General features: G+C 36.2%; 22 protein-coding genes, 5 tRNA genes and 1 rRNA gene. 8 read left to right on the top strand and 20 right to left on the bottom strand.

Annotated elements, in window-relative coordinates:
* The 14 genes from K1I80_RS10895 to ychF all read right to left on the bottom strand — a co-directional run.
* A 16S ribosomal RNA gene (locus tag K1I80_RS10895) occupies positions 1-490 on the bottom strand; the annotation flags it as partial.
* 269 nt (positions 491-759) lie between these two features.
* Complete coding sequence (locus K1I80_RS10890; protein ID WP_060976337.1) at positions 760-1,245, bottom strand: sigma-70 RNA polymerase sigma factor region 4 domain-containing protein; 486 nt, start codon at positions 1,243-1,245, stop codon at positions 760-762.
* Positions 1,246-1,458: 213 nt separating this feature from the next.
* Positions 1,459-1,532: transfer RNA gene (locus tag K1I80_RS10885), tRNA-Asn, on the bottom strand.
* A gap of 5 nt (positions 1,533-1,537) precedes the next feature.
* Positions 1,538-1,609, bottom strand: a tRNA-Glu gene (locus K1I80_RS10880).
* Between the two features lie 105 nt (positions 1,610-1,714).
* Positions 1,715-3,694, bottom strand: coding sequence for an ATP-dependent zinc metalloprotease FtsH (gene ftsH, locus K1I80_RS10875; RefSeq protein WP_223313942.1), 1,980 nt, complete (start codon positions 3,692-3,694; stop codon positions 1,715-1,717).
* Between the two features lie 17 nt (positions 3,695-3,711).
* Positions 3,712-4,254 (bottom strand): hypoxanthine phosphoribosyltransferase, encoded by a 543-nt coding sequence (gene hpt / locus K1I80_RS10870; RefSeq protein ID WP_223313941.1) that lies wholly within the window; start codon positions 4,252-4,254, stop codon positions 3,712-3,714.
* A gap of 4 nt (positions 4,255-4,258) precedes the next feature.
* Entirely contained in the window at positions 4,259-5,536 is a 1,278-nt protein-coding gene (gene tilS / locus K1I80_RS10865; protein WP_223313940.1) for a tRNA lysidine(34) synthetase TilS, read from the bottom strand.
* On the bottom strand, positions 5,533-6,816 hold the full coding sequence (locus K1I80_RS10860; protein WP_223313939.1) for a serine hydrolase: 1,284 nt from the start codon (positions 6,814-6,816) through the stop codon (positions 5,533-5,535). The genes tilS and K1I80_RS10860 overlap by 4 nt, the downstream gene beginning before the upstream one ends.
* Positions 6,809-6,937 (bottom strand): SP_0009 family protein, encoded by a 129-nt coding sequence (locus tag K1I80_RS12055; RefSeq protein ID WP_002922810.1) that lies wholly within the window; start codon positions 6,935-6,937, stop codon positions 6,809-6,811. The genes K1I80_RS10860 and K1I80_RS12055 overlap by 8 nt, the downstream gene beginning before the upstream one ends.
* Before the next feature lie 2 nt (positions 6,938-6,939).
* Complete coding sequence (locus tag K1I80_RS10855; protein ID WP_002899511.1) at positions 6,940-7,308, bottom strand: septum formation initiator family protein; 369 nt, start codon at positions 7,306-7,308, stop codon at positions 6,940-6,942.
* Entirely contained in the window at positions 7,301-7,567 is a 267-nt protein-coding gene (locus K1I80_RS10850) for an RNA-binding S4 domain-containing protein (RefSeq protein WP_223312499.1), read from the bottom strand. The genes K1I80_RS10855 and K1I80_RS10850 overlap by 8 nt, the downstream gene beginning before the upstream one ends.
* A 90-nt stretch (positions 7,568-7,657) precedes the next feature.
* Positions 7,658-11,161 carry a transcription-repair coupling factor gene (gene mfd, locus K1I80_RS10845; RefSeq protein ID WP_223312498.1) on the bottom strand — a complete coding sequence of 1,168 codons (3,504 nt, stop codon included), beginning with the start codon at positions 11,159-11,161 and terminating at the stop codon, positions 7,658-7,660.
* Positions 11,154-11,723 carry an aminoacyl-tRNA hydrolase gene (gene pth / locus K1I80_RS10840; RefSeq protein ID WP_223313938.1) on the bottom strand — a complete coding sequence of 190 codons (570 nt, stop codon included), beginning with the start codon at positions 11,721-11,723 and terminating at the stop codon, positions 11,154-11,156. The genes mfd and pth overlap by 8 nt, the downstream gene beginning before the upstream one ends.
* 73 nt (positions 11,724-11,796) lie before the next feature.
* On the bottom strand, positions 11,797-12,912 hold the full coding sequence (gene ychF / locus K1I80_RS10835; RefSeq protein ID WP_032907115.1) for a redox-regulated ATPase YchF: 1,116 nt from the start codon (positions 12,910-12,912) through the stop codon (positions 11,797-11,799).
* 166 nt (positions 12,913-13,078) lie between these two features.
* Here ychF and K1I80_RS10830 point away from each other — a divergent pair, with 166 nt between their 5' ends.
* Complete coding sequence (locus K1I80_RS10830; RefSeq protein ID WP_002916268.1) at positions 13,079-13,570, top strand: DUF1307 domain-containing protein; 492 nt, start codon at positions 13,079-13,081, stop codon at positions 13,568-13,570.
* Positions 13,571-13,689: 119 nt separating this feature from the next.
* On the opposite strand, the gene K1I80_RS10825 is transcribed toward K1I80_RS10830, so the two are convergent.
* The 5 genes from K1I80_RS10825 to K1I80_RS10805 form a co-directional block, all read right to left on the bottom strand.
* A complete protein-coding gene (locus K1I80_RS10825; protein WP_002894296.1) occupies positions 13,690-13,884 on the bottom strand; it encodes a DUF951 domain-containing protein in 195 nt (64 codons plus the stop codon).
* A gap of 127 nt (positions 13,885-14,011) precedes the next feature.
* Entirely contained in the window at positions 14,012-15,148 is a 1,137-nt protein-coding gene (dnaN, locus tag K1I80_RS10820; RefSeq protein ID WP_223313937.1) for a DNA polymerase III subunit beta, read from the bottom strand.
* A 162-nt stretch (positions 15,149-15,310) separates the two neighbouring features.
* Positions 15,311-16,663: a chromosomal replication initiator protein DnaA gene (gene dnaA, locus K1I80_RS10815; protein WP_009659520.1), complete on the bottom strand. Its 1,353-nt coding sequence runs from the start codon at positions 16,661-16,663 to the stop codon at positions 15,311-15,313.
* A gap of 213 nt (positions 16,664-16,876) precedes the next feature.
* Entirely contained in the window at positions 16,877-17,638 is a 762-nt protein-coding gene (locus K1I80_RS10810) for a ParB/RepB/Spo0J family partition protein (RefSeq protein WP_223313936.1), read from the bottom strand.
* A 63-nt stretch (positions 17,639-17,701) separates the two neighbouring features.
* The gene (locus tag K1I80_RS10805) at positions 17,702-18,874 is read right to left on the bottom strand and encodes a S1C family serine protease (RefSeq protein WP_223313935.1); all 1,173 of its coding nucleotides are present in this window, start codon (positions 18,872-18,874) and stop codon (positions 17,702-17,704) included.
* A gap of 203 nt (positions 18,875-19,077) precedes the next feature.
* Between K1I80_RS10805 and rlmH the strand changes: the two genes are divergently transcribed.
* From rlmH to K1I80_RS10770, 7 genes are all read left to right on the top strand, one after another.
* Positions 19,078-19,557 carry a 23S rRNA (pseudouridine(1915)-N(3))-methyltransferase RlmH gene (gene rlmH, locus K1I80_RS10800; protein WP_002920030.1) on the top strand — a complete coding sequence of 160 codons (480 nt, stop codon included), beginning with the start codon at positions 19,078-19,080 and terminating at the stop codon, positions 19,555-19,557.
* A 42-nt stretch (positions 19,558-19,599) separates the two neighbouring features.
* Positions 19,600-19,673 (top strand) — tRNA-Arg (locus K1I80_RS10795).
* A gap of 181 nt (positions 19,674-19,854) precedes the next feature.
* Positions 19,855-19,962 (top strand): competence protein, encoded by a 108-nt coding sequence (locus K1I80_RS10790; protein ID WP_223313934.1) that lies wholly within the window; start codon positions 19,855-19,857, stop codon positions 19,960-19,962.
* A gap of 27 nt (positions 19,963-19,989) precedes the next feature.
* Entirely contained in the window at positions 19,990-21,324 is a 1,335-nt protein-coding gene (gene comD, locus K1I80_RS10785; RefSeq protein ID WP_223339043.1) for a competence system sensor histidine kinase ComD, read from the top strand.
* Between the two features lie 5 nt (positions 21,325-21,329).
* Entirely contained in the window at positions 21,330-22,094 is a 765-nt protein-coding gene (gene comE / locus K1I80_RS10780; RefSeq protein WP_002905684.1) for a competence system response regulator transcription factor ComE, read from the top strand.
* A 45-nt stretch (positions 22,095-22,139) separates the two neighbouring features.
* Positions 22,140-22,211 (top strand) — tRNA-Glu (locus K1I80_RS10775).
* Positions 22,212-22,216: 5 nt separating this feature from the next.
* Positions 22,217-22,290, top strand: a tRNA-Asn gene (locus K1I80_RS10770).
* Positions 22,291-22,401: 111 nt separating this feature from the next.
* Here the strand turns inward: K1I80_RS10770 and K1I80_RS10765 are convergent.
* The gene (locus K1I80_RS10765; RefSeq protein ID WP_223313932.1) at positions 22,402-24,987 is read right to left on the bottom strand and encodes a YfhO family protein; all 2,586 of its coding nucleotides are present in this window, start codon (positions 24,985-24,987) and stop codon (positions 22,402-22,404) included.
* Positions 24,988-25,014 lie beyond the last annotated feature (27 nt).

Raw genomic sequence — 25,014 nt, 5'->3', positions numbered from 1 at the left:
GTCACAGTGTGAACTTTCCACTCTCACACCCGTTCTTCTCTTACAACAGAGCTTTACGATCCGAAAACCTTCTTCACTCACGCGGCGTTGCTCGGTCAGGGTTCCCCCCATTGCCGAAGATTCCCTACTGCTGCCTCCCGTAGGAGTCTGGGCCGTGTCTCAGTCCCAGTGTGGCCGATCACCCTCTCAGGTCGGCTATGTATCGTCGCCTTGGTGAGCCGTTACCTCACCAACTAGCTAATACAACGCAGGTCCATCTGGTAGTGATGCAATTGCATCTTTCAATTAATTATCATGCAATAATCAATTTTATGCGGTATTAGCTATCGTTTCCAATAGTTATCCCCCGCTACCAGGCAGGTTACCTACGCGTTACTCACCCGTTCGCAACTCATCCAAGAAGAGCAAGCTCTTCTCTTCAGCGTTCTACTTGCATGTATTAGGCACGCCGCCAGCGTTCGTCCTGAGCCAGGATCAAACTCTCATTAAAAAGTTTGAGTTCGCACTCATTACTGTCCACTGACAGATTTATTTTCTCGTTTTTTTGACAGGTTACATATCTCTATGTCACCCTGCACTTGGTTCGTCTTGTTCAGTTTTCAAAGGGCTTTGTCTTTCGCGACAACTATATTAGTATATCACCTATACCACCCAACTGTCAATACCTTTTTTAATCTTTTTTCGTTTTTTTCTTGATAAAAAAACTTGATAGTCGAACCCATTCTATTAAAACAGATAGCGACTCATCAAGCTTGATCATTATAAAATCGTATTATCTTGAAAATCTTTTAAATGATTTTTCAAATCTTTGAGCATGGCTCTTCTTCCTTTAAAACGCTCATTGCTCATCAATCGCTGGTAGTTATCCAATCCGACATCATCAAGAGTTCTTTTATAATTGTCAATCGCTTCTCTGAAGGCAACTAACTCATCTAGAAACAGTTCTTTTGATTTTAGTCGATGACCAATCTCACTCACTTCTTCATAAGGCTGGCGGTCCAATTTTCGCTTTTGGCTTTCTTGTTTACGGATTTTATCATGTATATGATTTCTGAATTTTGTTTTGAAATAACGATAGAGTTTTTCCTCATCATTTTCAATTCCTTTTTCTTTAAGCAGAAGTTCGTATAAAACTAACATCCCTTCTTGCTCCCAATCGCTATGTTCCCACAAGTGTATATAGTAATCTTTCTTACACTTCCAAACTATCCATTTCACCTTCTCATAAGTAGCTTTAAAATCCATAGTTCCTCCTTAAAATTTACTTGGCTTAATTCTACTGTAAATAGAAAGCAAGGTGGACTTTTTCTTCTAAAAAGCATCTTTCAGGAGCCCTTCTGACTCGAATAGCTATTTTTAAGTCATTTCAGGCACATATTTAGTCATTTGGGAGGATTGTACGAAATATGAAAGCAAGAAAAAAATCAAATGCTAACACATTTGATTTTTTAAACCTAGCTCCGCCAGTAGGACTCGAACCTACGACATCATGATTAACAGTCATGCGCTACTACCAACTGAGCTATGGCGGATTATATAGTCCGTACGGGATTCGAACCCGTGTTACCGCCGTGAAAAGGCGGTGTCTTAACCCCTTGACCAACGGACCATTTCTTGTCCTTCTGCAGAACATATTCCATTATATCAGCTTTTCTTCCTTTGTCAATAATTATTTCAGAAAAAGAGAAAAAAGTTGGAATTTCTCCAACTTCTTCTACTCGGAACTTTTTTCTTCCATTTTCGTTTTAATTTCATCATAAGAAAGCGCATGAGCTTCTTTGTCTAATTCAAGTTCAGACTCTTCTGGCATTTTGCCAGTTTCATACAATGATTTAATCTGATTGCTATCCAAAGTTTCATATTTAAGAAGCGCTTCGGCAATCAATTTATGAGTTTCACGATGGGACTGAATAATCTCTGCAGCTTTGTTACGTGCTTCATTAAGAAGTTCTCTTACTTCTTCGTCAATCTCATATGCTGTCTGTTCTGAAATTGATTTTTGAGGACTGGCTGCACCAAACATAGCATGGTTTCCTTCGTATTGAACCGGACCAAGTTTTTCGCTCATTCCATACTCTGTTACCATACTGCGGGCCATCTGAGTTGCCTGTTCAAAGTCATTAGAAGCACCTGTTGTTTGAACATTAAAGATAATCTCTTCAGCCACACGACCACCCATAAGACCAGCTAATTGCTCTTTCATATCTTCTTTAGATAGAAGCATTTGGTCTTCCTTAGGCAGGGCAATCATATAGCCACCAGCACGTCCACGAGGGACGATAGTTACCTTATGTACGACACGCGCATTTGACAATACCAAACCAACAATAGTATGTCCAGCTTCATGATAAGCAACCATTTGACGATCGCGTTCAGACACCATCTTATCTTTCTTAGAAGGTCCTGCGATTACCCGGTCTTCTGCTTCATCAATATCATCTGCATCAATGACTTTCTTGTTACGACGAGCAGCAACCAAAGCAGCTTCATTCAAAACATTTTCCAAATCAGCACCAACAAAACCTGGTGTCTGTTGAGCAACTAGTTTCAAATCAACATTTTTAGCCAGCGGCTTATTCTTAGCGTGAACACGAAGAATAGCTTCCCGACCTTTAACATCAGGACGGCCGACCAATACTTTTCTGTCAAAACGGCCAGCACGCAGCAAGGCTGGATCCAATACATCCGAACGGTTAGTAGCCGCAATGATAATGATTCCTTCATTGCCTTCAAAACCATCCATTTCAATCAAGAGCTGATTGAGGGTTTGCTCACGCTCATCGTTACCACCGCCAAGGCCAACACCACGCTGACGACCGACTGCATCGATTTCATCGATGAAGATAATTGCAGGGGCTGCTTTTTTCGCATCTTCAAACAAAGAACGAACCCGGCTTGCTCCGACCCCAACAAACATTTCGACAAAATCAGAACCTGAGATACTGAAGAAAGGAACTCCAGCTTCCCCAGCAACTGCCTTAGCAAGCAAGGTTTTACCAGTTCCTGGAGGGCCTTCCAGAAGGACGCCGGCAGGAATACGAGCACCTAGTTTGGTGTAACGTTTCCGATCTTTCAAAAACTCAACAACTTCTACTAGCTCTTGTTTTTCTTCTTCGGCACCAGCTACATCTGAGAAACGAACCTTAATATCTTCTTTATTAGCAGCACGCGCTTTATTGCGCCCGAAATTCATGGCACCGCGGGCACCGCCGCCGCCACCTTGATTCATCATGGACATAAAGAAGAAGATGACAATCACAAAAGGAACGATGGAAGTGAGGATTGTAATCCACATTCCGCTTGAACTTTCGCGCTTTATGCTGATTTCAGTGTTATGCTCAGAGGCTAATTTTTGTAAATCAGAAATTGTAATATCTGACGGTAAAATAATACTTGTGAATTTCTCTACTTTAGAAACGTTTGGAGAGAAAAATAAAATCCCTGTATCTTCTTTCGATTCCTGAGGTGTTTTGTAAGTACCTGAAATCTCAACGACACTGCCATTTGGCTGGTAGCTCATCTCTGTGACATTATTTTCCTTAATTTCCTTCACTAATTCTGTGTAATTGATTTGCTGACTGCGACCGCCAGTATCTCCTGAAAAGAAATACTGAAACCCTGTCACTAGGACAACAATAATCAGAATATAGAGAAATGGATTTTTTATTAAACCATTATTTTGCTTATTTTTCATCTATTAATAGTAAACCTTTATTTTGTATAAACTTTTTCTTTCAAAATACCAATATATGGAATATTACGATAGTTTTCATTGTAATCTAACCCATATCCAACAACAAATTCATTTGGAATTGTGAAACATGTATAATCTGCATTGATTTCAACAACACGGCCTTCTGGTTTATCCAAAAGTGTAGCAATTTTAACTGATGCAGCATTTCTTTCCTTAAACAAATTGCACAGATTTTTCAAAGTCTGACCAGTATCGATAATATCCTCAACAAATAGGATATCACGTCCTGTGATGTCTTGATCAATGTCTTTAATAACATTAATGACACCTGAGCTGGCAGTACCACCATGGTAGCTGGAGACCAACATAAAATCAAGCTCAATATGTGTGTCAATATGCTTGATTAGCTCAGCCATAAAAGGTACGGAACCTTTTAAGATTCCAACAAAAATTGGATTCTTACCTTGGTAGTCTTTGGTTAATTGCTGACCAAGCTTTTTTGCAGCATCCACGATTTCTTCATGGGAAATCAATATTTTTTTGATATCTTGTTCTAGCATAATTTTACCCATCTATTTTCTGAATATAAAGTACAGTACTCATTATATCACTTTTTAATGCCTTACTCAAATCACTGATAGCAATATTTAAGATTGCTAAAATTTGATGATTTTGTTCCACTATTACAGATGAATTCCGTTCTTCAAAGGAAACCTTCTTATCAATAAAAAGACGACGAAGTTTCTTGTGATGATCATTCAGCAAAATACTGTCTCCCTCTTTTCGGAAACGAAGTGTCAGCGAAGTTTCACGCGAAACAAAAATTTTCTGGATATTTTCACCACTCAAAGGAATCCCGAATGAAAATCGATAATGCCCAAACTCAATTAGATTCTCAAATTCTAACAAAATTGAATCCATTTTTAAATCGGGCTTACGACTGATTTTTCTAATTTCAAAACGCTGATAATCTTTAACAAGTTCATAGTCTTTTTTCAAAGTGTGCTGATAATTGGCCTTAGTCCTCAGGATGTTTAAAACCTCCTCAAACTGCTGCTTGCTCAGATTCAGTCCAGGAAAGTTTTCGAGATAGTTCTGCAATAGAAAACGTTGAACCTGAGGAATTTGCTGATGAAAGACTTGGACATTTTCTATATCTAAATCTCTGGTCAAGTGAGACAAAGCGGTCTGCCAATCTTCAATTTCCTTTCCCAGATACCGCAAAGAATCCTTAAATCGAGGATTTTCTTTTTCTAGATCCGGCAGATAAAGATTACGAATTCGATTTCTGAGATAGTCATTTTGAAAATTACTGCTATCTTCAAAATGCTGAATATCTGGAAAGTCTGACTTGTGAAAAGTAAGCAAAGGACGAATCAGTTCCCCGCAAGCAAAAGGCTGGACAGCTTTCATGCCGGACAGATGACGAAGTCTAGCTCCACGCAGCAGCCGCATAAAAACAGTCTCAGCTTGGTCATCTTCGTGGTGGGCAGTTACCAAAGCTGTATAGTGCCCCTCCTGCATCACGTTCCCGAAAAAATCATAACGAAACTGCCGAGCAGCATTTTCTGAAAAATTACCAGAAAAACTTGATGTAAAAATCTTTACACCAAGCTGTTCCGCAATCTTTACCAATGTCTTTTCTTCTTGATCTGACTCTGGCCGCTGTTTGTGATTGACATGAGCAATCGCAAGCTCGATAGCCAGTTCTTTTTGAGAATCAATCAACAGCTGCAGCAGTGTCATAGAATCCAGTCCACCTGATACAGCAACCAAAACTTTTTGATGGTCTTGGAAATACTTTTTCTCCTGCATTTTTTTAAGAAATTCTTGCTTAATCATTTCAGAACTCCATAGACATCGTCTGCTATCTGAGAAATATTATCGTAGTTTGAATTATTAGTAAAAATGACAATGATAAAAGGAGAATCTGTATAGACAATCGCAGCATCGTGCTTAAAATCATAGGCGTCACCAATTTTATGAGCCACTTTAACATCTATATTTTTAGAAATCCGCTGATTATCATAATTTGTCTGAGACAAGGCATCGATAATCATGCCATTTTGCTCATAGATAGCTTCCAAAACATTTCCAGCCATACGTGAAGATGCTTGTCTTTCTTCCACATCCCATTTCTTTCCAGCTATTTTGTTAATAGTCTGCTGAAAATTTTTATCAGATTGATTGGTCGCATAATAGCCTAAAATATTGTGGGCGACATTATCTGATTCTTTGGCCACTCTATTAATCAAATCCTGAACTGAATATTCCTTGTCATCAGCTGACTTAGCAATGCTGCCACTTCCTTCTGGTTCGTAAGCACCTGCAAAATCATTGACTGCTCCAATATACTTGAACTTCTGATCTAACGAAAGTTTTTTCTGATCCAGCTGTTCCTGCACATAGTAGAGATAGGGCAGTTTTGTCACACTGGCCGAATACATCTCTTGATCTTGATTGATACCCGCTTCTTTGCCTGTGTCCAGCTGTTTGACATAGATAGAGTAGTCCGCCTTGTTATACTTACTGCTCAAAATTTCTTGAACTTTGTCCATTCGATTATCAGTTTCATCCAGAAATTCCATAGAAACCCAGCCCTGTCCTTCAATCTGGGCATAAGTTCCTTTGACTGTCTGAACAATTTGGACAATGTTTACTTTTGTATATGGAGCTACTGTTGCATTGATTTTTTTAGCTCCGTTGATATTGGCTTTATCATAAAGAATAAAGCCTGGTTTCAGCCACATTTCTTGATGGATATTTTCAATTGACTGGACAGTATCTTCGTAAATTGTGTTTTTGTCCGCTATCACAAACTGCCCATTTTTCAGTTTGAAAATCGGGACTTCTTCTTCATTTACATAAAATCCTGTTATCTGGATTGGCTGGTCTGGAACTAGCTTTCCAGCAGTCTTACTCAGAGTAGAATCTGTAAATGTAGGAGTTTCTTCATAAACATTAGGATTTGTCGGGATGCTATCATAATAGCGTCCATACGCAGTGCTTGTAAAATGATATTTTTCTTCCTCGTCTAATACGAAATCTTTTTCGGTACTAATAACTGTGATACTGCTAAATAAAGCTGGCAGCAAAAATATCAGTAACAAAAACTTACGCATGTTTTCCCCTTTCCTCTTGATTTTCTTGAAGTTTCAAAGCTTGATTTTTTTCAGACAGTTCTTCTAGTTTTTCATCAGAAAATTCCAAGAACTGCTCAATTGTTTTTAGTAAATCTTCCATAACTACTGTGGTAATAAATCTGGGATAGTATAAATGTACTCACCCTCTTTTGAAAAAGAGTATTTAGCGCGTGCATACTTAGCAGCATAGCTATCATCTTTTAACTTTGTTGCTATATCTGATTGATAGACCTTTTCTTCGCTGAGCGTCTGATATTTCTCCTGCAGTTTAGAATACTGTTCACGACGCTGCAGCAAGGTTTGATAACTCTGGTACAAATTATAGGTAGGTAGAATAAATAATAGAATCACCAAAATCAGAACCCAGCCCATAAAACGGTTGCGTTTTCGCCGTTCCTGATCCACATATCTGCGGCGTTGATTTTCATCTTGAATAAAACGATTATTGAGTTGGACGATATTTTTAGGCATCTTCTTCTATCCTTGTTTCACTGACGATTTCGTACATTTTAGCTGCATCTTCTTTTTTGGTACTGTCTTTCATCTCCAAAATCTTTACAGTCAAGAGTTTATTACCAAAGCGTACTTCAATCAAGTCATCCACTTTCAAATCTGTTGAGCTCTTGGCCAAGATACCGTTCACTTTTATCCGACCCTTGTCAGCTACTTCTTTAGCCACTGGACGTCGCTTGATAATCCGTGACACTTTCAAATATTTATCTAATCTCATCCTATTACCTCATTTTCTCTTAATTTATTATTCTACCATTTTTTGAGAAAAATAGAGCTTAAAAAGCCAAACTTCACTGAATTGTAACCTTTATTCTGCCTTGCGCTGTTTAATTTCCAGCATCTTTTCTCCAAAATTAACTAGACCTTCTAAAATCTCATAATCTTTTTTGTTCCTCACATCAAAAATCACTTCAATCAAGCCATTTTTTTCACCAATTCGAGCCTTTAAATTCGTCATCGAAAGTGCTTCAAAATAGTCCTGCGTCAGATAAAGCTGCTGCGAAATTTTCTCAAAATGAATCATTACTGCATTCTGCTGGCGTTCCACTGACTTTACAAAAGCCTGATCTAAATAAGACTTAGCAAGTCCAATCTCCAACAGATAGGCTACAACATCAGGGTATTCTCCAAAGCGGTCAATCAATTCATCTTGTAGATTTTCATAGTTTACACGACTGTCAATCTCACGAATTCTCTTGTAAATTTCAATCTTCTGTCTTTCGTCAGAAATATAGTCACTAGGTAGATAGGCATCAATCTGCAGATTAAGTTCTGCATTGCTTTTTTGACGCTTATTCTCTCTACCCTGCTTTTTAGCAATAGCTTCTTCTAGAAGCTGTGAGTACATTTCAAAACCAACAGAATCAATAAAGCCAGATTGCATACTTCCTAGGATATTGCCAGCCCCTCGAATAGACAAATCTCGCATGGCAATCTTAAATCCAGAACCTAACTCTGTAAATCCCTTAATAGCCTCTAGACGCTTTTCAGAAACTTCTGTTAGGATCTTATCTGGTCTGTACATCAGATAAGCGTAGGCAATCCGATTACTGCGGCCAACCCGTCCACGAAGTTGATACAAGGTTGACAGCCCCATATGGTCAGCATTTTCTACAAACAAAGTATTGGCATTTGGGATATCAACTCCAGTTTCAATAATGGTTGTGGTCACCAAAATATCGTATTCTCCATTGATGAAATCCAGTAAAGTATTTTCTAAACGAATCTCACTCATTTGACCATGAACATAGCCTATAGAAACTTCTGGGATTAACTCTCTTAATTCCGAAACTTTCTGTTCAATTGTGTCAACCTTGTTGTAAAGGTAGTAAACCTGTCCACCTCGGTCTATTTCACGTAAGACAGCCTCTCGAACCACTGTAGGATTGCTTTCTAAAACATAAGTCTGAACAGGATAGCGATTGGTTGGCGGGGTCTCAATGACTGACAAATCGCGAATCCCCAGCATAGACATATGAAGAGTTCGAGGAATAGGAGTTGCTGTCAAGGTTAGGACATCAACTTTCTTTTTCAATTCCTTTAATGTTTCCTTATGCTTAACTCCAAAACGCTGCTCCTCATCAATGATGATCAAACCTAAATCCGCAAATTCTACATCTTTGGATAAGAGTCGATGGGTTCCAATGATAATATCAACTTGTCCCTTCTGCAGCTTCTCCAGAGTCTGTTTTTGTTCTGCCTTACTCCTGAAACGGCTGAGTACCTCAACATTGACCGCAAAATCATTAAAGCGTTCTTTAAAGTTAGTATAGTGCTGCTGGGCTAAAACCGTTGTTGGTACTAATACAGCCACCTGTTTATGATCGTTGACAGCCTTAAAAGCAGCCCGCATGGCTACTTCTGTTTTTCCAAAGCCTACATCACCAACTAAGAGCCGGTCCATTGGACGACTGCTTTCCATATCCTTCTTTACTTCCTGAATACTTCTTAGCTGGTCCTCTGTTTCAACATAAGGAAAATCATTATCAAATTCCTCTTGATTAGAATCATCCGCTGAGAAAGCAAAACCTTTTAGCTGGCTGCGTTCAGCATATAGTTTAATCAAATCATCTGCAATATCCTGAACCTGATGCTGAACTTTTTGCTTACTCTTCTGGAAACGACCGTCATTTAGCTTATTTACCTTAGGTGTTTTTCCATCGCTGGCAACATACTTTGATAGGAGATCAATCTGGTCAACTGGAATCGAAATACGATCAGAATTTTGATATTGAATCGTCAGATAATCACGGTGGACACCAGAGATTTCAATCGTTTCTATTCCCAGATAACGTCCTATCCCATGAATATTATGGACAACATAATCCCCTTTTTCTAGCTCATTATAATCTTTCAGTCGTTCAGCATTTGAGATATTCTGACGCCGGATTTTTCGTTTTATTTTCTTGTGAATAATTTCGTACTCTGTAATAAGAATAATTTTCTCATCTACGAAATTAAAACCCTGAACAAGATTTCCTTCAATAAGCTGAACTGCATTTTTTTGAATCTCAGCCTCTCTTATATAGTCTAAATGAATATCATATTCCTGTAAATTTTTATGTAAACTTTGTAAACCTGCCGAAGAATTTGCTTGTAAAATTATTGTATAGCCAGATTTTTTATAACGATTAATCTCTTCCTCGAGCAAGGAAAACTGACTGAAAAATTCTTGCATTGGGTACTGATTGAATTGATACAAAGCATCAAATTTCAGATTTCCCAAACCTTTTTGAAAGCTTGAAAAGAAGGTTGCTGGTTTATATTGACGATAATCTTGGTACTTATCTGCAAAATATTTCTGACTTGATAAAGCTTTACAATTTTGTAAATTATCTGTCAATAAACTAGCTGTTTCCAGTTCAAATTGAGCATGTCGATCCACAATTTTTTGAAAATCATCAAAAAACACAGGACTATGAACAGGCAAGTAGTCTAAAATAGTCCATTCTTTCTGATAAAAATAAGAAAGGAATTTACGAATATCTGCATGATGGAACTCCTCTTTGGCACTGATTAGTATCTCTTCTAAGTAAGATTTCAAAGTAGGATCAACAGCTTTTTCTATAATTGCTTCCAGATTTTCTTGTCCTCGAGTATAATCTTTCTCAGAAAGCAGGATATCAGAAGCAGGTTTAATCAAAATACTTTCTATGTTCTCAATTGACGTTTGATTTTCTGGATTGAAAATCCGAATACCATCAATTTCATCGCCAAAAAACTCCAGTCGATAGGGAAACTCTGCTGAGCGCTCAAAAATGTCTAAGATGTCTCCTCTTAGACTATATTCTCCCTGACTTAAAACTTGAGACACCTTCTTGTATCCTGATCTTGACAACATCTTTACAAGATTATTTAGGTCATATTCTTGTCCAACTGTCAAATTTATATTGGTATTTTTAAAATCAATAGAATCAGGCAAGAGTAATTTGCTGGCTGCGACATTAGTAACTAGAATTCCAGACTTTTGATGGTCTATTAAAAAGTTTAGAGCATCTAATCTCGAAAATATTTTTTCCTGTGAAGCAAAAACAAATTCTGCTATAGGAGTATCATCTGCTAAGAAAGTATAGACCTTGTCTTCTCCCAACAAAGAAATCAAATCACTAGCCAAACGATCTGCTTCATTTTGACTAGAAGTCAGCACAAGGATTTTCTCTGATTCTTCTAATCCAGCTGCTATAGTAATTGCTTTTGTTGATGCAGACAATCCCATTATCAACTGTCTGCTGTTTTTATGGAGATTTTTCTTCCAATCTGAAATTTGCTGGTTTTGACAAAATAAATCAATCAAGTTCATTTTATTATCCATTATACTTCTGCATTGCTTGTTCAAAATTGCCTGACTGTAAATAATACTTTACAGCATTGTCAACCTTATCAAGAGTATTCAGAATTGTTATATAATCATCTTTATCAAATTTTCCTAGAACATGGTGGACCACTGTCATGCCTTCTTTTGGACGGCCAATACCTATCTTTATCCGTTTAAATTCTTGACTTCCAATGTGTTTGATAATAGATTTAATACCGTTATGGCCGCCAGCTGAACCCTTGCTGCGCAAACGAATTTTACCAACTTCCATATCCAAATCATCATAGATGACCAATAAATCCTCTATATCTAAACCATAGTATGCTAGTAAAGCTTGAACGGCCTTTCCGCTCTCATTCATAAATGTAGTTGGTTTTACAAAATAGACTTTTTCACCATTCAGAAAAGTAGAAGCAATATCTGCTTGAAAGATTTTATCAGTTGTAAACTTTAAATCAAGATCTTTACAAATCTTGTCAACTAACATAAAACCAACATTATGTTTAGTTTCAATATATTTTTCTCCTGGATTTCCCAGACCGACTATTAACTTTACCATTTTTCTCCTTTATAAAAGCCAAAAGGGCTGGAAAAAATTTTCCAACCTAGAATTTTTAAACTTTACAAATACTTTACACATTAAATCTAAATTCCATGATATCGCCATCCTGAACGATATATTCTTTTCCTTCTTCGCGCAAACGTCCAGCTTCTTTAACTGCTTTTTCACTGCCATAGTGCACTAAGTCATCATAAGACATAGTCACTGCTCGAATAAAGCCTTTTTCAAAGTCTGAGTGAATAATACCAGCCGCTTGCGGAGCTTTCATTCCACGCTTAAAGGTCCAAGCACGCACTTCCTTTTCACCAGCTGTAAAGTAGGTTCCAAGTCCCAACAGATGATAAGCTGCTCTGGTCAGTTTATCCACACCTGATTCTGTCAAGCCGATAGCTTCCAGAAATTCTGACTTATCTTCATCATCCAATTCAGAAATCTCTTCCTCTGCACGCGCTGAAATGACAACAACTTCAGCATTTTCTGTAGCTGCAAATTCACGAATCTGCTTCACATAGTCAATATTATCTGGATCAGCTACCTCATCTTCACTGACATTGGCCACATAGAGAACTGGCTTAGTCGTTAAGAGAAAGAGCCCTTTGACAATTTTTTGCTCTTCTTCTGTGAATTCAATTGTACGAGCTGATAGACCATCTTCCAGGACAGGCTTAATTTTCTGTAAAACATTAAATTCTGCCACTGAATCCTTATCTTTTTGGGTCCGAGCCATCTTCTCTACACGCGCATAACGTTTGTTAATACTTTCTAGGTCTGCTAAAATCAATTCTAGATTAATGGTCTCAATATCAGCCATTGGATCTACAAATTCAGACTCACGGCCCTGTTCCCGCATGACGTTTTCATCATCAAAGGCACGTACTACATGGACGATAGCATCTACTTCGCGGATATTGGCTAAGAATTTATTCCCTAGTCCTTCTCCTTTTGAAGCACCTTTCACAATTCCAGCAATATCAGTAAATTCGAAGGTTGTTGGGACTTTCTTCTGTGGTTTGATGAGTTCTGTTAATTTATCCAGACGAGCATCCGGAACTTCTACCCGCCCGACATTTGGATCAATTGTCGCAAAAGGGTAATTAGCTGCTTCTGCACCTGCTTTTGTAATTGCATTAAATAAAGTTGACTTACCAACATTGGGTAAACCAACGATTCCTGCTGTCAAAGCCATTCTTATCTTCTCCATTCATCTTTTCAATCCAAACCATTATACCATAAATCCTTATCCTAAACAGCGGATTTAAGTTATTTTTTCTAGCTTTCTTTACAAAAATGTAAAATAAATTGAAGAAAAAAATGGTATAATATAGCTAATATTCTTATTAAAGGAGTCTCTAATGAAAAAGAATACTTTCAAAACACTTTTTCTTTCCTTCCTTACGGTTTCCGCTTTGTTTGTTTTAGCTGCCTGCAGCAGTCCTAAAAAAGCTTATTTCCAGCTGATTGACCAAAATACTAAGCAAGATAGTCGCATCACTGTTGAATATAAAGGTGATGAGCTTCTTATAAACGAAACAAACAACACCTTCTACTATAAACCAGTTGGCTTGACAAAAGACACTGCTAAAGAGCAGACAGAAGCCTATGCTAAATCTATTGAGGGTATCAAAGGATTAACTCATAAAATTGAGTACAAAGATGATTATTTAACTGAAAAACTGACAATCGATTTCAGTAAAGCTGATATTGAAGAACTACAAAGTAAACAGCTTCTTCAAACATCTGGTAATCAAAAAGCAGATTATATCAGTTACAAAGAAACTGCTAAATTACTCGAAAAAGCAGGTTATAAAGAAGTTAAAGACGGTAAATTTGAAGAACTTAAATAAAAGCAAAATGGATAGGACTTAAAAAGTCCCATCCATTTTTGCTTGAAAAATTAAATCTAAATCTGATCTTCAGCAATGCAAATTAGTTTTCCACAATAGCATTTACGATGATTTTTAGTTCAATCAATTATTTTCTTCATTTTTCTTTCAAAATCGTGACGACTCATCATCACAAGATGTTCACAATTAGTGCAACGGATTTTGATATCTGCACCAACCCTTGTGATTTCCCAGCGATTCGCCTTTTTCCCAGTCGCTTTAATGGTGCAGGCATGTGGCTTTTTCATTTCTACAAAATGACCAATTTCATACATTTTCTTTCTCCTTTCAAAGAACTATCATTGTCCAGGAAGAAAACTTAAGTATCTATCATACTCTGTGAATAAAAAACGATTAGGACCAAGAATTAAAAATCTTTAACTTGGTCCACTGCTTTTCATCTTAATTAGTTCTAACAGGTGTAATTAGCTGAATAAAGTTTTCTGTGTCTTCACTCGGTACCAAGGTGAAAGGACGAACGGATGAGATAAAACTAATCGTTACTTTTTCACTGTCAATGGCCTTCAAAGCATCGATCAGATAAGTTGGATTAAAGCTAATGGTCAAATCTTCGCCAGTTACACTTTCTGTATCAATTTCTTCGTTAACACGTCCGACCTCTGGTGAATTTACATGGGCACTGACAATACCGCCTGTAATCTCCAGTTTAACTGTTCCATTCTGTGTGGCATTAGATAAGAGACGAGCGCGTTCCATAGCTGCACGCAAATCAGAAGTATTAAAAGTAAGGATACTCGTAAATTCAGTCGGAATCAAACGATCTGTATCTGGATAATTTCCTTCCAAGAGGCGGGTGTAGAAACTGATATTTTCGCTTCTGAAAAGAATTTGATTGTTAGCAAAGAAAACCTCTACCGTTTCAATTTCATCGGTAAAAACAGCCGTAAATTCACGTAAAGAGCGACTTGGAATGACTACGTCAAAATTATCTCCGTTTTTCTCTAGAGTAATTTTCTTTTGACTCATTCTGTGGGAGTCTGTCGCAACTGTTTTCAAATAACGGTTATCTGTCAAAACAAAGTGAACACCAGTCAAAATTGGACGGCTTTCCTGAACACTGGCTGCAAAGGCTGTTTCGTTAATGACATCTTTGAGAATTTTTGTTTCAAGAACCAAGGGATTGCTGACAGAAATTTCCTGGATTCGTGGATACTGGTCAGCGTCTTTTCCTTTCAGAGTAATCTCTGATTTGCCGCTAGTCAAGACGATTTGTTTTTGTTCAATTTCTTTAAAATCCAAAATAATATCTGGCAAGCTGGAAACAACATTAATAAAGAAAGTCGCTTCTAATAAAATTGAGCCTGTTGAGTTGACAAGCAAGCCTGCATTTTCATTTTGAGTAGAAATAAAGTTTTCAATCGACACTTGACCATTCGAGCCGATTAAGGTGATTCCTTCTTTGGTAACATCGATTTTTACAGTAGAAAGAATAGGAATTGCATTTTTATGGCTGATAGCCCTTTTAGTGGTATTTAACGCTTGTAAGAAGAGATTTTTATTAATAGAAAAATGAATCATGGGATCTCCTTTTTATTTATTTATTTATGATTATAAGATTAATAGTAATAGTAGTTTGTGTGAATTATGTGGAAAAATAGCTTCGTCCTTATTCTAACAAGTTTTGAGACTTGTTCACAAAGTGTGGATAAGTCTTGAAAAAATTCTGTAGTTTTCCACACGCTATTTAATTTTATTCTTGATGCTTTCAATTTCTAAACGTAAATTGTCGTCTGATTCAATCATGGTTTTGATTTTTCCGTGTGCATGGATAACAGTCGTATGATCTTTCCCGCCAAATTCACGACCAATTTTAGGCAGACTGTTGTCAGTCAGCTCACGAGTCAGATACATAGCTACCTGTCTAGCTAAAACGATATTTTGCACTCGACGGCTGCCTTTCATCTCTTTGACACTAACACCATAGAATTTCCCAACTTCAGACTGAATCTTATCAATCGGGATAACTGTTACCTGGCTTGAATCCTGTTTGCGTGCTCGAATGGCTTCCGCAGCGATATCAATAGTAATTTCCTTTAGATGACGAACTCTAGCGATGAGACTGATGTCATTCAAAGCACCTTCCAAGTCGCGGACATTAGAGTCGAACTGTCCTGCAAGGTATTCCAAGGTATCATTCGGGAAAATATAATCCAAATCTTCTATTTTGTTTCGCAGAATTGCAATTCGTGTTTCAAAATCTGGCGGTGTAATATTTTGAGTTAATCCCCATTTGAAACGTGTTACCAAGCGTTCTTCCAAATTGTCCAGATGATCAGGACTGCGGTCGCTGGTTAAAACAATCTGTTTATTTTCACCATGAAGAGCATTGAAAGTGTTGAAAAATTCTTCCTGAGTTGAAACCTTTTTTCCTCCCAAAGATTGAATATCATCAATTAGCAGAAGATCCAGACTACGATAGATTTTTTTAAAGCTATCCATCTCTCCCAATCTTAAATGTTCAAGGAAGTCGTTAATAAAGGTTTCAGCCGGTATATACTTGACACGCGCATCTGGAATATTTTCTAAAATTTGATTGCCAATAGCATTTAATAAATGAGTTTTGCCCAGGCCAGGTCCTCCGTAGATAAAAAGAGGATTATAGGTTGTGGCTAGATTCTCAGATACCGCTAAGGCAGCAGCTTTAGCCCAGATATTTCCGTCTCCCTGAACAAAATTATCAAAGGTATATTTTGACTTTAAGCCAGTATCAATAGGTGGCAAGCTTGGCTGAACAGTGCTGATTTGAGGACTGGTTACTGCAGATTTCGGAGTTTCAGTGTTAGTTTCTTCTTCAAAAATATATTTTCCAGCAATCTGATCATTAAAAATCTCAAATCCTGCAGTAAGAATAACTCCTACTAAGTTTTGCTCCCAAAATAGTTGTTTTACTGGACTATCTAGGAAAATAACAGCTTGCTTTTCTTCAACTTTGACAAGCTTGGCTTCAGCAACAAAGAAATCATAAGTTGTCTGTTTTAGCTGAGCATGAGCCAATTCTAAAATACGATTCCAAAAGTCCTGTTCTTTGGTCATAACTTCCCTCCTTTTCTATAATTTTCTGATTCATACGCATCTTATTTTATCATAAAGGTTCAAAGTTTTCCACAAGAACTGGAAAAGAATTCACATTGTTAGCTGAAGTTATCCACAGAATGTGAATAAAGCTAAAATTTCGTATTTTAATAAGTTTCCTAATTAATTTAACAGTGGATAATTTTGTTATTTTAAAAAAAGAAAATAACAGTTTTATTTAAAACTGTTTATAATTCTTTGATATTCTTCTTCGCTTTCAAAAGGAATAATCAGCTTTCCTTTACTCTGGTTTTTTAACTGAATAGAAACTTCCAGACCGAGAATTTTTTTAATTTTTTCCTCTTCAGATTTAGCAAATAGTTCTTTATTAGGTTTCTTTTTGAGACTCTTTTTTTGCTGAAGAAGCTTTTCGACTGCTCGAACCGATAAATCTTCTCTACATATCTTTTCCAGCCATAGTAACTGTTCCTCTTCTTTCAAGGGAACCAGCAGGCGAGCATGTCCTTGAGAAATCTCTTCTTCCTTTATAGCTTGACGAACTTCTTTGGATAATTGTAAAAGTCTGACAATATTGCTAATATAGGGTCTAGATTTTCCCATGATTTTAGCAATTTCATCATGTGTCAAGCCTTTGTCAATCAAATTTTGATAAGACTCAGCCTCTTCTATAGGATTCAAGTCTTCTCTTTGAAGATTTTCGATAATGGCTTGTTTCAGCATTTCATCATCAGATAATTCTTTGACGACAGCTGGGATCGTTTCTAGGCCAAGAAAAGAGGTAGCTCTAAATCTCCGTTCTCCTGCTAAAATTTCATAACCAAAAAGTGAAGATTTCCGAAGAATGATTGGCTGAATGAGACCATTTTCTTTGATTGATGCCGCTAATTCTTCAATCTTTTTTTGTGAAAACTCTTTACGAGGCTGATAAGGATTGGTTCGAATGTCTTTAAGTGCAATATATTGAAAGTTTTCCATTTGTATATAGAATAACACACCTTTACGATTGTGTAAAGGTGTGTTGACAATCTTGTAAATAGATTAATTTGAGCTTAACTCTTTTGTTGATTTAGTGAGTTTGATTTTGACTGTTTGAGATTTACCATCTCGATAATAAGTAATCTCCACCTCATCTCCAATGCTATGCTTGTAGAGAGCAGATTGTAAATCACTAGTGGATTCCACATCTGTGTTATCTACTTTTGTAATGACATCATTTTTTTGAAGCTTGCCATCAGCAGGCATTCCTTGCTGAACAGAGCGAACAAGAATACCTGATTTCACTGAAGAAGGAAGATTTAATTTAGAAAAATCAGAAGTTGTCAGATTAGATAAATCCATCATTTGAATTCCTAAAGCAGGACGTGTGACTGTTCCATTTTTCTCAAGTTGATTGATAATATTTACGACATCATTAGATGGAATGGCAAATCCCATCCCTTCAACAGAAGTTTGACCATTTGTTGAAATTTTACTTGAAGTAATTCCAATAACTTGTCCTTGAATGTTAATCAACGGGCCGCCAGAGTTACCAGGATTAATTGCAGCATCTGTTTGCAGTGCAGTTGTTGAAATATTTTCACCATTTTCAGATTGTAACGTAACGTTTCTGCCTAAACTAGAAATAATTCCTTGTGTTACAGAGTTAGCATATTCTGTTCCAAGAGGACTTCCGATAGCGATAGCTGTCTCACCGACTGTCAGAGAACTAGAATCTCCAAATTCAGCGACATCAGTTACTTTTTCAGAGCTAATTTTAACGACAGAGATATCTGAATAAACATCTGATCCAACTACTTCACCTGGAACCTTGTTTCCATCAGCTAGCAAGATATCTACATTGGTTGATCCGTTAAGAACGTGGGTGTTGGTTACCAGATAGGCTGATTTTCCGTCTTTTTTATAAATTACGCCAGAACCTTCACTGGAGATTTGTGATTCATCGTTGGAAGATTCATCATTGATAACGCTGCTGGAAGATTCAGCATAAGTAATTACTGAAACAACGGCATTTTGAACCTTTTTCACAGCTTCTGAAATGTCAGTAGAGTTTTTATATGAAGTAGTTACACTGGTTGTTGAATTTCCATTCATTTTTACACGTGAAGTTACTAATGTAGTAACATAATTTCCTAAACTTCCACCGATAAAACCTACAATTAACACTGCAAAAAGCAATAAAGCCTTTTTGATGGCATTTGAAGAGTTTTTCATGTTTTCCTCCTTGAATTACAATTGATGAAATTATAGTTAGCTAAACTTAATTATAACTTAAATCCTCTAAGTTTTCCACACCTTGTGGAAAACTTAGAAAAACTGTTGATAGGCATTAGAAAATACACAGATTAGCCGATTCCCAGATAAATTTTACTTGTTAATAAAGTGTGAAGTATAGATGAATATGATAGAATAAACTTATGAAAATAAAACTTGTAACAGTTGGAAAACTGAAAGAAAAATATTTAAAGGATGGAATTGCTGAATACATGAAGCGTCTCAATCGATTCTGCAAGGTGGAAATGATTGAGCTAGCGGATGAAAAAACACCTGATAAAGCTAGTGATTTAGAAAATCAGCAGATTCTTGAAAAAGAAGGAAATAAAATTCTGGCTAAAATCAATGAGCGTGAATTTGTTATTGCTTTGGCAATTGAAGGAAAGCAATTTCCGTCAGAAAAGTTTAGTCAGCTCATGATGGATACTACAGTGCATGGCTTTTCTGATATCACTTTTGTTATTGGCGGAAGTTTAGGTTTATCTCCTGCAGTAAAAAAACGGGCAAATCTTCTGATGAGTTTTGGCAAATTAACGCTACCTCATCAACTGATGCGCCTTGTTTTAATAGAGCAAATCTATCGAGCTTTTATGATTCAGCAGGGGAGTCCTTATCATAAGTAATCTTGACGGCAACCCTATTTTCTGATAGAATGAGATAGTATTGGTCTCATAGCTCAGCTGGATAGAGCATTCGCCTTCTAAGCGAACGGTCGCAGGTTCGAATCCTGCTGAGATCAGAAAGGTAAAAAAATGCGAAGTATTTTACAATATTTCGTGTTTTTTTCTTCTATTTTTTTGGTATAATGTCATTTTGGGGATAAAAAATGACATTTCAGGGAAAATTGTCACTAACTCTTTCTATTTTTCTATAATGATAAATGTAAGGTGACTTACAAGATAAAAAGATAGGAGATAGTTATGAAAATCTATTCTTTTCAAATTGCTGCAAATAGCAATTTACTTGTTCAAACCTTTTGGGATATAAGAGGTATTCCAAATCCATGGGATTGGATTTTTGGAAGATAAGAATTTTAAAGTTTAGGGGAGAAATTTATGTCACTTGAAATAATWGGATTAATTGTTCATCCTTTTATTAATGTAGCTGCATTTTTAGTGATTTTATCAAAAATCACTAAAATTAAGCATACTTACTTTTTTGTAGGTGTTTGCTTTGGTCTTGAGATTATAATTCCGTTTATAATTGCTTTWTTAGGGCATGTGTTTTCATTTGAAATCTCATTTCCATCATATGCACTGTCATTTTTTCTCCCTCTATTTATASTTTGGTATTTTTGTAGAGTTGAAAAAATTAAAAAATATCAATCTTTCTTACTTTCCTTCTTTTTATGTCTGTCAATTGATAGTTCTACTACTTTCTTTTCAGTTATTATTTCATCTGTTTTAGGAGATGATTTTGTAGCTCAGTACATGGGCTTGTTTCTGACATGTATCAACTTAATATCCTTGTTCTTTATGGTAAAGGTTATTGATATTTTTGATTTCAGAATAGATTATCTTAAAAGAAGTTTCTTTAAATCTCAGATTCTGATGATTAGTAGTTTATATGCAATGAATTGGCTGATTTTAAATCTCTCTCACTGGATTAGTAATATAAAGCATTTCAACAGTTTTAGCAGCATGATTGCTACTATTTGCTTCTTGGCCTTTCTTTCTACCTTAGTGACATTCAAGGACAGCCGTGAGAAATACGAGAAAGAAGAGCGTTTACGTCAAAAAGAATCTGAACAGCTTCGACTTCAGGAATATACTGATGAAATTGTGAGATTGTACTATGAAATCAAAGGTTTTCGTCATGATTATGCTAGCATGCTGACAAGTATGCAAGTGGCTATTCAAACTGGAGATATCAAGGAAATTGAGCACATTTATCAAGAGGTCTTGGCTGATGCAAATTTGAACCTGCGTTCAGATAAATATACAGTTTTTGATTTGAATAATGTAGGAGATTCAGCTTTAAGGAGTGTCATGACTGAGACAATCTTTCAAGCGCGTGAACATCAGATTCAGCTGACTTTTGAAGTTAAGGATAAAGTGGAACGCCTTCCAATCAAATTGTTAGATCTGGTCAGAATTGCTAGTATTTTATTAAATAATGCTATTGAGAGTGCCATTGACAGCCTGGAAAAAATTGTCCATGTTTCTCTGGTTCAACTGGATGATAGAACCATTTTTGTTGTGCAAAATTCTCGTAAAGAAGGAAAATTGGATTTGGAAGAACTCTATCAGCCCGAGTTTTCAACTAAAGGAGAAAATAGAGGCTTCGGATTGAATAACATCAAGGAAATTTTAGATAGGTATGAATTTATCACCCTTGATACACAAATTGAGCCAAGCAATTTTACACAGATTTTAACAATTAGGAGATAGAATTTATGAAAGTGTTAGTTTTAGAGGATACTGTATCTCATCAAGTCAGGATGGAAACGACATTAGCAGAAATTGCTGAGGAACTTGGAATTGACATCCAGGTTCAGGTTACAGGAAAAATCAAAGAATTCAAAAAATATATTGAAAATGGAGACGTTAACCAGCTTTATTTTTTGGATATTGACATTAAGGGGGAGGAAACAAAAGGGCTGGAAGTAGCTCAATTTATACGTCATCATAATCCTTATGCCATTATAGTTTTTGTAACCTCAAAATCTGAATTTGCTACTATGACTTTTAAATATAAAGTATCAGCACTTGATTTTATCGATAAAGATATCAACAATGATGCTTTTAAAAATAGAATCAAAGACAGTATTCTTTACACTAAGAGTACACTAATTGAAAATACCAATATGGTAGATTATTTTGAATATAGTTATCGTGGCAATGATGTTCGAATGCCTTATAACGATATTTTGTATATCGAAACGACAGGGAGCTCTCATAAACTTCGGATTGTCGGTAAAAATTTTCTCAAGGAGTTTTATGGAACGATAACAGATATTCAAGAAAAAGATCAGAAATCTAAACGATTTTTTTCACCACATAAATCTTATCTGGTTAATATTGGCAACATTGTTGATTATGACAAGAAAAATCGAGAAATTATTTTTTACGAAAATCATCGCTGTCCAGTCACTCGTTTAAGAGTGAAATATCTGAAAGATATTTTCGAAAATAAAGGGAAAAGAGTTGACAAAGCTTAAAAACCTGATATAATGGAATATGTTCTGAAAGAGAGCATACCATATGGTCCGTTGGTCAAGGGGTTAAGACACCGCCTTTTCACGGCGGTAACACGGGTTCGAATCCCGTACGGACTATATTATCCGGCATAGCTCAGTTGGTAGTAGCGCATGACTGTTAATCATGATGTCGTAGGTTCGAGTCCTACTGCCGGAGCTAGAGACACTCCTAGTGGGTGTTTTTTTATTGTTCAAGAAAAGGCCCTCACTAGCATTTTAGTGAAGAGCCTTATTTTTTATATTGGTAAAGATCTTATTTTTGATATATTTACATTCTCTGTCGTTTTCTACGTAGAAAATTATAGTAAACAAATAAGATTATACCAGATATGAAGGCAATGCTACCTTCTTTCAGTCCATTAGGAATGAAAGTGAGGACGACATTTCCTTCTCCTTTTTTCACATCTAATTTCATAAAGCCATTTTGAGCTCGTTTTAGTGTGATAGGCTTTCCGTTCAGAGTGGCTGACCATCCCTTATCATAAGGAATGGTAAAGAATAATGAAGTATCCTTTTCCGCTCTATAGTTTGTTTTTACTGTGTTTAAATCAGTAGTTGTGGAAACGGGCTGCTCTTTTAATTTTTGAATGACCTTTTGATATTGCTCAGTATTAACGGCAAAAAATTCTGGCGTATCAAAAGAAACTGTCGAATTGTCTGGAAATGTAAAGCGAATAGATACTGTTTGACTTTGACTGAAATAGCCAGCATTAAAGAAAGGAAATACATTATTAGTTGTATAACGTTCTGTAAAGTTATTGACAGTAATGTCAACATCTGTCTGATCATCATTACTAAAATCAATCCCAGCAACATTAACATATAGTTGACTGTTAGTAGGTACATTGACAGTATAGACTACGCTAGCAAAGCTTGTATTCTGTTCTCTGTCAACATCCACAGTCACTCTGTTACCAATTTGCTTGACATTTTCATTAGTAGTTATAGCATCTACTTTATCATAATATTTAAAATCAAAGCCAGTCAATTGATTCAAAAATTCTGTTTGATTATCTAGGGTCAAATTTGTAAACTTTACATCATGGTAAATATCATTGGTCAGAAAAGCTAAACCAAGTGCAGCATCATTTTGGTAGAGAGACATTTCTTTTTCAGTTTTCTCAGGAAGAAAACCAAATTTTTGAGGATCTGTTTCAGATAGATTGTAGCGAACACCAAAAATACTGTCCATCAAAATACTATTGTTTTGATAACGGAGATTCAGATTTGTTCCCGCTGATTTAAAACCAAGTTTATCTAAAGTAGAACTTGCCTGAGTATTTCTGACAGATGAGAACTGGGAAATTCCATTGTAGTTGAATTTCATACTGTCATTTCCTGTTTGTGGATTCAATCTTTCAGTTCTAAAAAAGTCAATATTTTCCTTTTTGGAATAATTGACAAGCTTGTCAATCTCGTCAAGATGACTAGCGTAAGATGAACGAGTGGCAAATACCCATTCTTTAGCAATTCCTCCAACTTGATAATAGGAATTAAGCGACAATTCAAAAGTAACAAAGAATAGCAAGACAGGGAGAATGATTTTTGGTTGAATAGAAGATTTTGCTAAGACAAAGCTAATCAAGAGATAAGCCAGCAGAAATTCTAATGTTAGAATATAATTCTCAGGACCCAAAAAGTCATAATGTTTTCTCTGAATAAACGTCATAATGAATCCGAGACTGAGCAAAGTGAAACTAATGGCAACATTCATCAATTTCACATTTTTCCAACGATTTAAAGTCTCAGCAGCCATATAGATAACTACCAGAGAAAATAGCCAAGAATAACGGTGAAGAAACATGTTCGGTGCATGCATTCCCTGCCAAAGCAAGTCTAAATATTGAAGATAAAAACTAGCTATAAAAATTGCAATGAGTAAAAAGTAGCAAAGTTTCACGTGAAACTTAACAGATTTTAAGGTGAAAAATAAGATAGCCAGAATCAAGGGGAAGGTTCCGACATAAATCATAGGGATAGAACCATATTTGGTTGTATCAAAACTGCCAATAAAATTTTTAGCAAACACATCTAAGAACCAACTTTTTTCTGTCAACAAGGAAGAAACTTTTGTTAAGGTTTCACCATGAGTACTTATGTCTAGGTAAGTTGGCAGAATCATGATTAGGCTAGTCAGACCTGCTAAAGCAGATACGACTGTAAAGTCAAGTAAACTTTTAATTCTATTTTTGAAATCCCAAGATAATTGAAGAAGGTACCAAAAGACCAAAAAGATTGCCATCATATATCCAAAATAATAATTTTGGATGAAGAGGATTGACAGTGTTGTAAAATATAGTACTCTGCCTTTTCCAGTTATCAACCTATGTAAACCTAGAACAATTAAAGGTGCAAGGATAAACACATCCAGCCAGGTTTTAATTTCCAATTGACTGACTGAAAAACTCATTAAAGAAAATGAGGTCGAAAGAGTGATGATGAGTAAAGCTGGAATCTTTTTAAATATACCTTTGATACTGATAAAGGTAGAGAGTCCGATTAATCCAAACTTGATTAAGGTAAATAGATAGACGGCATCTGGCATTGATTTCAAATCAAAGAAATAAACCAAGGGAGATAAGAAGCTGCCTAAATAATAACTGGATAAAGCATAAAAATTTTGCCCAAGTCCACTGGAGAAAGTATAGAAAATACTATCTGTGCCATGAAGGATATTTCTTAGGTTGGTGTCAAAAATGACATACTGATGAAAACCATCACCAAGCAAGGGAGAAGTTTCGCTATTCCAGTAAATTCCATACATCAAGTAGACAAAGAACATGACGAAAAATGGAAGAAAGAAGGCACAAAAATAAGGCCAATTTTTTTTAAAATATTCTTTAATGTGATTCATATTTCTTATATAGAAAGAGGCAGAAAC

The organism is Streptococcus sanguinis (assembly GCF_019929225.1).
GTDB lineage: Bacteria > Bacillota > Bacilli > Lactobacillales > Streptococcaceae > Streptococcus > Streptococcus sanguinis_J.
This window is presented reverse-complemented; position numbering and strand designations above follow the sequence as displayed.